The following is a 13,201-nucleotide window of genomic DNA, read 5'->3' on the forward strand; positions in this document are numbered from 1 at the left end:
GGTAAAGTGAATAAAATCAACTCGGTTTTATTCTTTGCTTCCTCGTCTATTTAATATTCCGAATCAACTGATTCGGAATATTGCGTTTAGCCCTAAGGTGGTTAACGCTTTTCTTTAAGCCCATACTTTAAAATTATACTTTAGAGCACATTTAAAAGAAGTTTATTCTTATGAGTTACATTCTCGACGATATAGCAAAAAAAATAGGGGCTGTTGTTCAAGGAGACGGGCAATGTGAGATATTTAGTATTGCCACCTTAGTCGCAGCTAAATCTGGACAAATCGCTTTTTTAGCCAATAGTAAATACAGTGAACAACTGGCAACAACTAAGGCTAGTGCGGTTATTGTTACTGAGGCCGAAGCAGAAAAATGTCATACTAACGCCTTAGTCATGGCCAATCCCTATATGGGATATGCCTTAGTTGCACAGTTACTTGATACAAGCCCTAAACCTGCTAATAGCATTCATGCCAGTGCCGTTATCGATGATAGCGCTATTATTGGCGAGGATGTGACTATAGGCGCTAATGCGGTCATTGAAGCCGGTGTTTGTCTTTCAAATGGTGTCAGTATCGGCGCAGGTAGTTTTATTGGTATTGCTGCTCAAATAGGTGCTAATTCAACTATTTGGTCAAACGTAAGTGTTTATCATGGTGTGGTTATCGGCGAAAATTGCTCAGTACATGCTAATACGGTTATTGGCTCTGACGGCTTTGGTTATGCGAATAATAAAGGTAGTTGGGTTAAAATTCCGCAACTAGGTACGGTAATTATTGGTGATAATGTTGAGATTGGTGCCTGTACCACCATAGATCGCGGCGCTTTAGGTGACACCATTATTAAAAACGGTGTTATTTTAGATAATCAAATACAGATTGCTCATAATGTTGTAATCGGAGAGAATACAGCCATGGCTGCTTGTAGTGTAATAGCGGGCAGTACTGAGATTGGTAAAAATTGTGTTATTGCCGGACTCGTTGGCATCAACGGGCATATTAGTATTGCTGACGGTTGTGTGTTTACCGGTATGACCATGGTGACAAAATCATTATCAGAGCCTGGTGTATACTCGTCTGGTATGCCATGCCAACCTAATAAAGAATGGCACAAAAATAATGCTAGAATCAAAAAACTAGAATCGTTAACTAAACGGTTAAATATTTTAGAAAAAGCTAGCAAGATGACGTCATAGTTAAGTCAATAGAGGAACAAATTTTGGAATTGCAAAATAATATTATCGATGTCGAAGAAATTAAAACATTAATACCACACCGTTACCCGTTTTTATTAGTTGATCGTGTACTAGATTATACGCCTGGAAAATCAATCCATGCGATTAAAAATGTCACGGTTAATGAGCCCGCATTCATGGGGCATTTTCCAGGCTATTCAATTTTTCCAGGTGTACTTATTCTTGAAGCGCTAGCTCAGGCTAGTGGTATTCTCGGCTTTAAATCTGTTGCCGATAAAACCGAAGGTGAGTTGTTTTTGTTTGCCTCAATTGATAAAGCCAAATTTAAAAAGCCGGTTCATCCTGGCGATACTATGCATTTGCATTTAGAGTTGATAAAAGAACGTCGTGGCATGTGGAAGTTTTATGGTGAAGCGCGAGTAGACGGCAAAGTAGTCTGCTCTGCAGATTTAATGTGTGCAAGAAAGGCATTGTAATATGGTGAATTCAACGTCATTGATACATCCGCAAGCTATTATTGAAGATGGTGCGGTTATCGGTAAAAATGTAAAAATTGGCCCATGGACTCATATAGCAGCCAATGTTGTTATCGGAGATGATTGTCATATCAGCTCGCACGTAGTTATTAATGGCCCAACTACCATTGGCAAAGGCAATAGAATTTTTCAATTCGCTTCTATTGGTGAAGATTGTCAAGATTTGAAATATGCCGGTGAATTGACCGAATTAGTCATCGGTGACAATAATACCTTCCGCGAAAACTGCACTGTGCATCGTGGTACGGTTCAAGATAAAAGCTTGACCCAAATAGGTAGCAATAACTTATTCATGGCCTACACCCATGTTGCTCATGACTGCATGGTGGGTAGCAACTGTATTTTAGCTAATGGTGCCTCAATTGCAGGTCACGTGCATGTTGGTGATCATGTTATTATTGGTGGTATGGCAGGTGTGCATCAGTTCTGTCATATTGGTGCGCATTGTTTTGTTGCGGCCAATTCATTGATTCTTAAAGATGTACCTCCTTATATTATGGCCTCTGGTCAACCGGCAAAACCTTTTGGCTTAAATAGTGAAGGATTAAAGCGTCGAGGATTTGATCCAGACGTTATTTTGCAAATCAAACGTGCCTATAAAGCGATTTATCGTCAAGGGTTAACGGTTGATGAAGCGATAGCAAAAATAAAAAGTGCTGAAAACGATTTGGTTGAATTGACCTTGTTTACTGACTTTATTAAAAGCTCTAGCCGCGGCATTGTCCGATAGTGATCTGATCATGGCTGTAAATTCAACACGCATAGTGAACAACCATTTGTCATCTAATCAAACTATGAATAATTCAACAGTTACTTTCGCTATTGTCGTTGGCGAGCATTCCGGCGATACCTTAGGTGCCGGTTTGATGCAACAACTTCTACTGACTCACCCAAACGCTAAGTTTATTGGTATTGGTGGCCCTAAAATGCTCGCTTTAGGCTTTGAAAGCCTATTCGACATGGAAGAGTTGTCTGTCATGGGCGTGTTTGAAGTGTTAGGTCGACTGCGCCGATTATTACATATACGAAAATCATTATGTGATTTCTTTATTGCTAATAAACCGAACGTTTTTATCGGTATTGATGCACCTGATTTTAATATAACCTTAGAAGCTAAGTTAAAAGCTCAGGCGATTAAAACTGTGCATTATGTCAGTCCTTCAGTGTGGGCTTGGCGTGAAAAGCGTGTGTTCAAAATTGCCAAAGCGACTAATATGGTTTTATCATTATTACCTTTTGAAAAAGCGTTTTATGATAAGCATCAAATTCCATGTACTTTCGTTGGTCATTCGCTAGCAGATGATATTCCTTTGGTTTCAGACAAGCTTTTGGCCCGACAAGCGCTTTGTCTGCCTGAGTCAGCTAAAATACTTGCACTGATGCCCGGTAGTCGAGGTGGCGAACTTTCAAGATTAGTTGAACCGTTTCTTCTGACAGCGAAAAAATTATTAACGACAAAGCAAGCCAACGGCGTTGAGCTTAGATTTGTTGTACCTATGATCAGTGAGAAAAGAGCACAGCAATTTAATTTACTGCATCAAAAAATAGCACCAGATTTACCTGTTAGCGTTATTATTGGTAAAACTCAACAGGTAATGGCTGCGAGTGACTGCTTATTGACGGCTTCTGGCACAGTAACCTTAGAAGCAGCTCTAGTAAAACGGCCGATGGTTATTTGTTATAAATTTCACCCATTGACGTACCACATGTTTAAAAGTTTTGTTAAGTTAAAGTGGTTTTCATTACCCAATTTACTGGCCAATAAAAGTTTAGTCCCTGAACTATTGCAATCAGATGTTACCGTCGCCAATATTCTTCCTTTAATTGAAGAACGCTTGTTTGAAGATCAGTCAACGTTAAATCAAGCCTATACTGATATTCACTTAATGCTTAAGCAAAACGCCAGTGAACAAGCCGCGAAAGCTGTTATCGATTTATTATAATATTGAACCCGAGTAATTATGCCTGCAGTTAAAAAAGTTTTTCCGCCTTTTGAATATCCCGTAGCCTACTGTATCGCCGGTGTTGACGAAGTTGGACGAGGACCCTTAGTGGGTGATGTTGTCACCGCGGCCGTTATATTAGATCCTGATAATCCTATTGAAGGTTTAATGGACTCAAAAAAGCTTTCAGAAAAAAAGAGACAGCATTTATCGGGAGAAATTAAGCAACGTGCTATTGCTTGGTCGATTGGCCGTGCTTCTCCTGAAGAAATTGATACGCTTAATATTCTTCATGCCACCATGTTGGCGATGCAACGCGCTGTGCAAGGTTTAAATGTGACTCCTGATTATGTGTTGGTCGATGGTAACCGTTGCCCAACATTTGCCCATGAAAGTGGTAATATTGCCAGTCAAAGTGTAGTAAAAGGTGACGCGCGCGTATCAGAGATTAGTGCCGCATCTATTTTAGCTAAAGTCGTTAGAGATGACGAGATGGTCGCATTAGACAAACTTTATCCCTATTATGGTTTTGCACAGCATAAAGGTTACCCGACAAAAGCTCATCTAGAAAAAATTATCGAGCATGGGGTGCTCGACTGTTATCGTAGAAGTTTCAAACCTGTCGCGAATGTACTCGCTAATACAGCAACGCATAATAATAATTAGAGCACTAAATGTCTGAATCTGAGTCTACAATAACCATCGCTGAATCTGATGTAATGCCAGCCCAAAGTGATCCGAAGTTTATTCATTTAAGAATACACAGCGATTATTCAATGTCGGACGGTTTAAAGAAAGTTAAGCCGATTGTTGCCCGTGTTGCCGAACTGAATATGCCTGCGATGGCATTAACTGACCAAACAAATTTATGTGGCCTTGTTAAATATTATCATGCTGCACATGGTGCAGGTCTAAAGCCTATTATTGGTTGCGACTTCTGGGTTAAAAGTGATGCGCTTGAAGGAGAGTTGTCTCGTCTCGTTGTCTTAGCTAGCAGCAATGTAGGGTATAAAAACTTAACAGAATTAATTTCGAAAGCGTATTTGCGTGGTCATATTCAGGGCAAAGCGGTATTAGATAGAGACTGGTTAATTGAGCGTGCAGAAGGCTTAATTTTGCTATCTGGTGGCCGAGAAGGTGACGTAGGTAAAGCGCTGCTAAAAGGTAATCGAGAGTTTGTTGAAGAAATGCTCGCGTTTTATCTGCAATATTTTCCTAATTGTTATTACATTGAGCTGATCAGAACCAACCGTAATGATGAAGAAAACTATATTCACCTTGCCGTTGAACTTGCCGCGAGTCATGACCTGCCTGTAGTTGCCACCAATGAAGTGATGTTTTTAAGTCCTAATGACTTTGATGCCCATGAAATTCGTGTCGCCATACATGACGGTTTTACTTTAGATGATAAACGCCGTCCGAAAAAATATTCTAAAGAACAATACCTGCGATCCGAAGAGGAAATGGTCGAGCTTTTTGCTGATATTCCCGAAGCGCTGGCTAACTCAGTAGAAATAGCAAAACGCTGTAATGTTACCGTCCGTTTAGGTGAATATGTATTACCTGACTTTCCTACTGAAGGTTTGTCGATTGAAGACTATTTAGTCAAAGTATCAGAAGAAGGTTTACAGGAAAGATTAGAATTCTTATTCGATAAAGACGCGCCTGACTTTGCCGAGAAACGGAAACCTTACGATGAACGTTTAGCCATTGAGCTCAAAGTTGTCAATAATATGGGTTTCCCCGGTTATTTCTTGATCGTGATGGAATTCATTCAATGGAGTAAAGATAATAATATTCCTGTCGGTCCTGGTCGTGGTTCAGGGGCTGGTTCATTGGTTGCTTATGCACAAAAAATTACCGATCTTGATCCGCTCGAGTATGATTTACTTTTTGAGCGATTTCTAAACCCTGAACGTGTTTCAATGCCTGATTTCGATATCGATTTTTGTATGGATAGGCGCGATGAGGTTATTGATCACGTTGCTGAGTTGTATGGCCGTGATGCGGTATCTCAAATCATTACCTTTGGTACCATGGCGGCAAAAGCGGTCATTCGAGATGTGGGTCGAGTACTGGGTCATCCATATGGTTTTGTTGATCGTATTTCCAAATTGATCCCACCCACGCCGGGTATGACATTAGCGAAAGCATTTGAAGAAGAGCCAAAGTTACCTGAGGTTTATGCGCAAGACAGTGATGTAAAAGATCTGATTGATATGTGCCGAATTTTAGAAGGCACAACTCGAAATGCCGGTAAACATGCTGGTGGTGTAGTTATATCACCGACAACAATCACCGATTTTGCGCCGCTTTATTGTGATGAAGAAGGGAAAAACCCGGTAACGCAATTTGATAAAAATGATGTTGAAGATGCCGGCTTAGTTAAGTTTGATTTTCTTGGTTTACGTACTTTAACAATATTGCAGTGGGCCATTGAAATGGCAGACGAAAAATTGTTAAAACAGGGTAAAGAACCGATCAATTTAGCCGGAATTGACCTCGAAGATAAAGCCAGTTTTAAAGTCCTATTAAAATCGGAAACAACCGCGGTTTTCCAACTTGAGTCTAGCGGTATGAAATCGCTGATCGCAAAATTAAAACCTGATTGCTTTGAAGATATTATTGCATTGGTGGCGCTGTTTAGACCTGGGCCTTTGCAATCAGGCATGGTTGATAACTTTATCGAACGTAAACATGGCCGTGAAGCTATTAGTTACCCAGATGAAACTTGGCAACATCTTGACTTAAAACCAATTCTTGAACCGACTTACGGTATTATTCTTTATCAAGAACAGGTTATGCAAATTGCGCAGGTACTGGCCGGCTATTCATTAGGTGGCGCCGATATGTTACGTCGTGCCATGGGTAAGAAAAAACCAGAAGAAATGGCAAAGCAGCGAGCGGGTTTTGAAGAAGGGGCGATAGGTCGAGGTGTTGATGGCGAGCTAGCCATGAAAATCTTTGATTTAGTTGAAAAGTTTGCGGGTTATGGTTTTAATAAATCGCATTCTGCCGCTTATGCCTTAGTGTCTTATCAAACTCTGTGGATGAAAACTCATTTTCCGGGGCCTTTTATGGCCGCGGTAATGTCAGCTGATATGGATAACACCGAGAAAATTGTTACCTTAGTTGACGAGTGCAGCAACATGGGGCTTGATTTATTGCCGCCGGATGTAAACCGTGGGCAATATAAATTCACGGTTAATGATGAAGACCAAATTATTTATGGTATCGGTGCTGTAAAAGGCGTTGGTGAAGGTCCAATTGAAGCAATAATCGCTGCGCGTGAAAGTGACGGCGAGTTTATTGATTTATTTGATTTTTGCGCTCGGGTTGACTTGAAAAAGATCAATAAACGGGTGTTAGAAAAATTAATTAAGTCGGGAGCTATGGATGCCCTTGGACCCAATGCCAAAGATGGTCCTCATCGTGCGGCTTTATTTGAGTCTTTACCCGAGGCGTTAAAAGCAGCTGAACAACATGCTAAAGCGCAAGCTATTGGGCAAAATGATTTGTTTGGCTTAATAAACGAAGAGCCAGCAGATAATAGACAAGTTTATAAAGAGGTTGCTAAGTGGCCTGAACAACGATGGTTAGATGGCGAAAAAGAAACTTTAGGTTTATATTTAACGGGTCACCCTATAAATCGTTATTTAAGTGAAATTAAACGTTATGCAACAGGACGTTTAGTGAGCTTACAACCAACAAATAAAGATAAAACTACCGTTGCTGTAGGTTTGGTACTTGCTGTGCGGGTTTTAGTGAATAAACGTGGTCGTCGTTGGGCATTGGTAACATTAGACGACAAAAGTGCCCGAATGGATATTCGTTTATTCCCAGATGACTACGATAGGTTCGCAGAATTGCTTATTTCTGATGCAATTTTAGTCTGTAGCGGACAGGTCAGCTTTGATGATTACTCTGGGGGTATTACAATGACCGCTCGAGACATAATGACCATTGCTGATGCACGTGAGAATTATGTCACGTCATTAGATTTACAAATCGATAAAAATCAGCTTTCGGGACGATTTATCGAGCAGTTTACACAGGTACTTACGCCCTATAAAGATGGTATTTGCCCAATTCGTGTTTTTTATCAAAGAGATGAAGCGAAAGGTATGCTAGAGTTAGGGGTACAGTGGCGCGTATCGCCAACCGACATGCTATTATACGATTTGAAAACCCTATTGGGTGAAGAGCAAGTCGAGTTAAAATTTAAATAGGTAGCGTTTTAATAACGGTACTCAAAGACAACATAGGTAAGAATAATCATATGTCATTAAATTTTTTAGATTTTGAGCTTCCAATTGCGGAACTTGAAGCGAAAATTGAAGAATTGCAATTGGTCAACAATGGCCAAGAACTCGATCTTGATTTAGAAGATCAAATTTCTCAGTTGCGAGGGAAAAATAACGAGCTAACTAAAAAGATTTTCGCTAGCTTAGATCCTTGGCAAACGGCACGAGTTGCACGTCATCCGCAACGTCCATATACCTTAGATTATTTGCCACGTATTTTTACTGAGTTCGATGAACTCGCTGGTGATAGAGCGTATGCCGACGATAGAGCTATTGTTGGTGGTACTGCCCGTTTAGATGGCCGACCGGTAATGGTCATTGGTCACCAAAAGGGTCGTTCTACTAATGAAAAAGTAAAACGTAACTTTGGTATGCCTCGTCCTGAAGGTTACCGCAAAGCCTTACGTTTAATGAGAATGGCAGAGCGTTTTAAAATGCCTATTATCACTTTCATTGATACGCCAGGTGCCTACCCAGGTATTGGCGCGGAAGAACGTGGCCAAAGTGAAGCCATTGCGATGAACTTAAAAGTGATGTCTCGATTGAATGTGCCAATCATTTGTACCGTTATCGGTGAAGGTGGTTCTGGCGGCGCACTTGCCATTGGTGTTGGCGATAAAGTTAACATGCTTGAGTATTCAACTTATTCTGTTATTTCTCCTGAAGGCTGTGCTTCTATTTTGTGGAAGACTGCTGAGAAGGCACCAACAGCAGCAGAAGCTATGGGTATTACGGCTAAACGTATCAAGGAATTAGGTCTTATTGATAGTATCGTTGAAGAACCCCTAGGTGGTGCTCATCGTGATATGGACCAAATGGCTGCATTTCTAAAGCAAGCATTAAAATCTGATCTTGCGGAGCTTGATAAACTGTCTAACGAAGAGCTAATTGAAAGTCGTTATGACAAGTTAATGTCGTTCGGCTACTGTTAAGTTCAACATAAGCGACCTCAACAGGTCGCTTTTTATTGTCTTTACTAACATAACCCTCGCAACAACACTTTTACCTAATATTTTGAACCTGTGAATATAATTGAATCAACGCTGGTGCAGTTTTTTAAAAGCACACCAGACAAAACTATTATTATTGCCTATAGCGGTGGCGTAGATTCACAAGTGCTATTGGTGGCATTGGCAAAATTAAAACAACAGGGGCAACTTCCTAACCCTGTTGTTGTTTGTCATGTTAATCACGGTTTAAGTCCTCATGCCGATACTTGGCAAGCTTTCGCTCAACAGCAGTGTGATAGTTTTGCGCTACCACTGATCACGCATAAACTACATTTAAAGAAACAAGCCCAACACAGCTTAGAAGCGATGGCACGTGATGCACGTTATCAAGTGTTAATTAAAGCAAGTGCGGAGCCAGCAATTATTGTGACGGGCCATCATCTTAATGATCAAGCCGAAACATTTTTATTGGCATTAAAGCGTGGCGCAGGGGTTAAAGGTTTATCGGCAATGCTGGTAAGTTCGACATTAGCACAGCACACATTAGCTCGTCCGCTGTTAACCGTTTCACGTAACGATATAGTTGACTACGCAAATCAACAAAAGCTAAGCTGGATTGAAGATGAGTCTAATACTGATGAGCACTATGATCGAAACTTTTTGCGTCATCAGATTTTACCTAAACTAAATGAACGTTGGCCAAGTATCAATAAGACCATTGCGCGCAGTGCAGAGCATTGTGTTGAAGCGCAACAATTACTTGATGAGTTAGCCCAGCAAGATTTAGCTGACTGTCAGCTTTCAGCTTGCAAGCTTTCGGTTGCGCATTTAAATAAGCTAAGCGAGCCACGCCTTAAAAATCTTTTACGCTATTTTTTATCTAGTTATAATTTTTTAATGCCCACTCGTCAGCAGTTAGCACAAATATGCCAACAACTTAATGCTGATGTTGATAAATCCCCCGTTATTCAACTCGCTAATTGTTGTTTTAGACGCTTTCAGGATAACTTGTACTTAACCCCTATTTATCAGGATATTACATCATGGCAACACAGCGTAGACTTGGGTTGCCAACCGGATAAAAGCCGGTTAACTGTTCAGCTTCCAGATCAGTTAGGCGTATTAAATTTCTCGATAAATTCAGCGCAAGTTACAACACAAAGTAATTGGCAAACTGCAATAAAGCAGCCCACTGCTAACCAACTAGTCAGCGTTAGGTTTTCTCATGATAATCCGACATGCTTACCGCAATATCGACAGCATTCACGGGCTTTAAAAAAGGTTTTACAAGAACTTGCTATTCCACCATGGCAACGAAAAAGGTTACCGTTTATATATTATGATGATGAATTAGTTGCCGCAGTAGGGCACTTTGTTTGTAAAGCTTTTTTAGCAAGTAGCTCTGAAATGGCGTTGATTGTTTCCTGGGACAGCGAACCGTCTTTTTAAAGCAACCATACAACGAATATACTAGACAGTAACCGTAATAAAGTGGTAAAAAATCGGCTCGACACGTTAGCGTGATCATACGTACAACAACTCAAATAAGAAAAATTATGACAACAGAAAATCATTCACTTTTTAGTAAGCTAAAATCTATTAACATTGTAAATCAAATTATCATTGCCATTATTTTTGGGATTTTTATAGCACTTATTTCCCCAGATTTAGCGATGTCATTTTCCATATTAGGCAGCTTATTTGTCAATGCATTGAAAGCGGTTGCCCCTATTTTGGTTTTAGTATTAGTTGCTTCGTCTATTGCGAACCAAAAGCCTAATAGCGAAGCCAACTTAAAGCCTATTGTAGGCTTGTATTTAATCGGTACTATCAGTGCTGCATTAGTCGCAGTTGCCCTAAGTTTTATGTTTCCTGTACAACTTACATTAGATATTGTTGGCGCTAGTGCTAATCCGCCGCAAGGCTTAGGTGAAGTTTTAACAACGTTGGCATTTAAAATTGTTGATAACCCTTTTAACGCGGTTATTACCGGGAACTTTATTGGTATTTTAGCCTGGGGCTTAGGTTTAGGCTTTGCGCTGAAAAAGGGCAGTGATTCAACCAAAGTGATGGTGCATGATTTTGCCGAAGCTATTTCAAGCGTAGTAAAATTAGTTATTCGTTTTGCGCCACTAGGTATTATGGGCTTAGTCGCTAATACGGTAGCGACAACCGGCTTTGACACCTTAGGTGAGTTTAGCCATTTAGTGTTAGTACTTTTAGGCTCAATGCTTATTATTGCCCTGATAGTAAATCCGCTAATCGTGTATTTTATTATGCGTAAAAACCCGTACCCATTAGTGTTAACCTGTTTAAAAGAATCAGGCATTACCGCGTTCTTTACCCGTAGTTCAGCCGCTAATATTCCAGTAAATATGGAGTTATGTGAAAAGCTTGATTTACATGAAGATACTTATTCGGTTTCTATCCCTTTAGGTGCCACTATCAATATGGCTGGCGCGGCTATTACTATTACTGTTTTAACACTTGCCGCCGCGAACACTTTAAATATTGAAGTTGATTTTGCTACGGCTATTCTACTGAGTGTTATTGCAGCCGTATCAGCGTGTGGGGCTTCAGGTGTTGCCGGTGGTTCATTACTGCTTATTCCATTAGCTTGTGGCTTGTTTGGTATTAATACTGATATTGCAATGCAAGTAGTCGCGATAGGATTTATTATCGGTGTAATTCAAGACTCAGCAGAAACGGCATTAAATAGCTCGACAGATGTTGTTTTTACTGCCGCAGCGTCGCACCATATCACTAAAAATCTAGATTAAATCCTGCTGACTAGCTTTGCTACTTTTACGTTTTAAAGTAGCAAAGCTTGTGTATACCTTTAAAAATCTTATTAAAATCCCTTCATTAGATAAATTGCCATTGGCATTAATTTCCCTGCGTTAATAATCTGCACTTTTTAAATCGGTAAATTAAGAGCATAATAGCGAAAAAATTTAGGGAGAACCTTTTATGCCAACAGAAAATGCTTTGAAAGCACGCAGCAATAATAGCTGTGAACTATGTACTTCACCTGCCAACTTATCGGTATTTCCAGTACCACCAACTAGTGACTTAAGTGCTCAACAAAGTATTTATTTGTGTGATATATGTTTAGGGCAGGTTGAAGGCAATGCGGAACTTGATATTAATCATATGCGTTGTTTAACTGACGCCATGTGGAACCAAGAGCCAGCAGTACAAGTAATGGCTTATCGTATGTTGCATAAATTGTCAGCTGAAAGCTGGGCGCAAGATGCCTTAGATATGATTTATCTAGAAGATGCTGTTAAAACTTGGGCTGAGCAGGGCATAGCAGCCGCAGAACGAGAAGGGCCAACACGCGATAGCAATGGCGCTGATTTGCAAGATGGCGATAATGTCACCCTGATTAAAGATCTAAAAGTTAAAGGCGCTAATTTTACCGCTAAGCAAGGCACTATGGTTCGCGGTATCAGCTTAACGGATAACCCAGAGCATATTGAAGGTAAAGTAAATGGTACGCGTATCGTGCTAGTTGCGAGCTATTTAAAGAAAGCGTAAACCTAAGCCTGAATAATTAATATCTTAAGCGCTAAGCTTTTAAAACCTAGATAACCAAAATCTTAAAAAAAGCACTAACAGCGCTATCGCTGGATAGTGCTTTTTTGTTTAGTGCTTTTGTTTACGGCTTTTTTTAGGAACAATAAAATAACAGCTAAGGGTTATAGCCAACGTCGAACACTGTTTTTATAGTTAGTGTAATCTTGGCCAAAAAGCTTAGTTAGCATGCGCTCTTCTGGTGTAATTTGATATTTTCCTATATACCAAATAAAAAGCCCACAAATAAGAAACGTTAAAAGGTTTGTAAGATAACAAGCATAAGCCAGTAATGCTAAAAGCATCGCCAAATACATTGGGTTTCTAGAATATTGATATATACCGCTATCAACCACCTGAGATGATGTTTCGGGTTTACTCGGATTGACCGTTGTTTGATGTTTTCGGAAGCTATAAATGGCAAGAAAGCCGATTAATATCGCAATAAAGACTAATAGCGTTACCAACGTTAAGTTGATGTTTGGATTAATAATATCGCTGTAGTTTAGCGTCGGTAAAAAGCCTTGTACTAGTGCCATTAATATCATGGCAATGACCACTTGCACAATAGGGATTACTTTTAGCTCCATTCTCATTCCTTGTGGGGGTTTAAAGCCTTGGAGCACTATAATGCTCCGATGAAGCTTTATTTGAAAGCAGATAAAATACAAACGCCAAAGGCTTATGCGTTTGGCGTTT

General features: G+C 40.1%; 11 protein-coding genes. 10 read left to right on the forward strand and 1 reads right to left on the reverse strand.

Annotated elements, in window-relative coordinates; translation table 11 throughout:
* Window positions 1-170 precede the first annotated feature (170 nt).
* From lpxD to A3Q33_RS16220, 10 genes are all read left to right on the forward strand, one after another.
* Window positions 171-1,193 carry a UDP-3-O-(3-hydroxymyristoyl)glucosamine N-acyltransferase gene (lpxD, locus tag A3Q33_RS16175; RefSeq protein ID WP_081180841.1) on the forward strand — a complete coding sequence of 341 codons (1,023 nt, stop codon included), beginning with the start codon at window positions 171-173 and terminating at the stop codon, window positions 1,191-1,193.
* Between the two features lie 23 nt (window positions 1,194-1,216).
* Window positions 1,217-1,669 (forward strand): 3-hydroxyacyl-ACP dehydratase FabZ, encoded by a 453-nt coding sequence (gene fabZ, locus A3Q33_RS16180; RefSeq protein ID WP_081180842.1) that lies wholly within the window; start codon window positions 1,217-1,219, stop codon window positions 1,667-1,669.
* 1 nt (window position 1,670) lies between these two features.
* Window positions 1,671-2,459 carry an acyl-ACP--UDP-N-acetylglucosamine O-acyltransferase gene (gene lpxA / locus A3Q33_RS16185; protein ID WP_081180843.1) on the forward strand — a complete coding sequence of 263 codons (789 nt, stop codon included), beginning with the start codon at window positions 1,671-1,673 and terminating at the stop codon, window positions 2,457-2,459.
* Between the two features lie 64 nt (window positions 2,460-2,523).
* On the forward strand, window positions 2,524-3,672 hold the full coding sequence (lpxB, locus tag A3Q33_RS16190; protein WP_081182695.1) for a lipid-A-disaccharide synthase: 1,149 nt from the start codon (window positions 2,524-2,526) through the stop codon (window positions 3,670-3,672).
* Window positions 3,673-3,690: 18 nt separating this feature from the next.
* The gene (gene rnhB, locus A3Q33_RS16195; RefSeq protein ID WP_081180844.1) at window positions 3,691-4,338 is read left to right on the forward strand and encodes a ribonuclease HII; all 648 of its coding nucleotides are present in this window, start codon (window positions 3,691-3,693) and stop codon (window positions 4,336-4,338) included.
* Between the two features lie 53 nt (window positions 4,339-4,391).
* Window positions 4,392-7,901 (forward strand): DNA polymerase III subunit alpha, encoded by a 3,510-nt coding sequence (gene dnaE, locus A3Q33_RS16200; RefSeq protein WP_081182697.1) that lies wholly within the window; start codon window positions 4,392-4,394, stop codon window positions 7,899-7,901.
* A 50-nt stretch (window positions 7,902-7,951) separates the two neighbouring features.
* A complete protein-coding gene (accA, locus tag A3Q33_RS16205) occupies window positions 7,952-8,908 on the forward strand; it encodes an acetyl-CoA carboxylase carboxyl transferase subunit alpha (protein ID WP_081180845.1) in 957 nt (318 codons plus the stop codon).
* 90 nt (window positions 8,909-8,998) lie between these two features.
* Window positions 8,999-10,375, forward strand: coding sequence for a tRNA lysidine(34) synthetase TilS (gene tilS / locus A3Q33_RS16210; RefSeq protein WP_081180846.1), 1,377 nt, complete (start codon window positions 8,999-9,001; stop codon window positions 10,373-10,375).
* A gap of 107 nt (window positions 10,376-10,482) precedes the next feature.
* Window positions 10,483-11,706, forward strand: a complete 1,224-nt coding sequence (sstT, locus tag A3Q33_RS16215; RefSeq protein WP_081180847.1) for a serine/threonine transporter SstT — start codon at window positions 10,483-10,485, stop codon at window positions 11,704-11,706.
* Between the two features lie 190 nt (window positions 11,707-11,896).
* Complete coding sequence (locus A3Q33_RS16220) at window positions 11,897-12,466, forward strand: PhnA domain-containing protein (RefSeq protein ID WP_081180848.1); 570 nt, start codon at window positions 11,897-11,899, stop codon at window positions 12,464-12,466.
* Between the two features lie 161 nt (window positions 12,467-12,627).
* On the opposite strand, the gene A3Q33_RS16225 is transcribed toward A3Q33_RS16220, so the two are convergent.
* Entirely contained in the window at window positions 12,628-13,092 is a 465-nt protein-coding gene (locus A3Q33_RS16225) for a methyltransferase family protein (protein ID WP_196797979.1), read from the reverse strand.
* Window positions 13,093-13,201 lie beyond the last annotated feature (109 nt).

The organism is Colwellia sp. PAMC 21821, assembly GCF_002077175.1.
Classification (GTDB): domain Bacteria; phylum Pseudomonadota; class Gammaproteobacteria; order Enterobacterales; family Alteromonadaceae; genus Cognaticolwellia.

Coding starts and splice junctions, on each gene's coding strand:
- lpxD (WP_081180841.1), top strand. CDS start 171: ATGAGTTACATTCTCGACGATATAGCAAAAAAAATAGGGGCTGTTGTT.
- lpxA (WP_081180843.1), top strand. CDS start 1,671: ATGGTGAATTCAACGTCATTGATACATCCGCAAGCTATTATTGAAGAT.
- lpxB (WP_081182695.1), top strand. CDS start 2,524: ATGAATAATTCAACAGTTACTTTCGCTATTGTCGTTGGCGAGCATTCC.
- rnhB (WP_081180844.1), top strand. CDS start 3,691: ATGCCTGCAGTTAAAAAAGTTTTTCCGCCTTTTGAATATCCCGTAGCC.
- dnaE (WP_081182697.1), top strand. CDS start 4,392: ATGCCAGCCCAAAGTGATCCGAAGTTTATTCATTTAAGAATACACAGC.
- accA (WP_081180845.1), top strand. CDS start 7,952: ATGTCATTAAATTTTTTAGATTTTGAGCTTCCAATTGCGGAACTTGAA.
- sstT (WP_081180847.1), top strand. CDS start 10,483: ATGACAACAGAAAATCATTCACTTTTTAGTAAGCTAAAATCTATTAAC.
- A3Q33_RS16220 (WP_081180848.1), top strand. CDS start 11,897: ATGCCAACAGAAAATGCTTTGAAAGCACGCAGCAATAATAGCTGTGAA.
- A3Q33_RS16225 (WP_196797979.1), bottom strand. CDS start 13,092: ATGGAGCTAAAAGTAATCCCTATTGTGCAAGTGGTCATTGCCATGATA.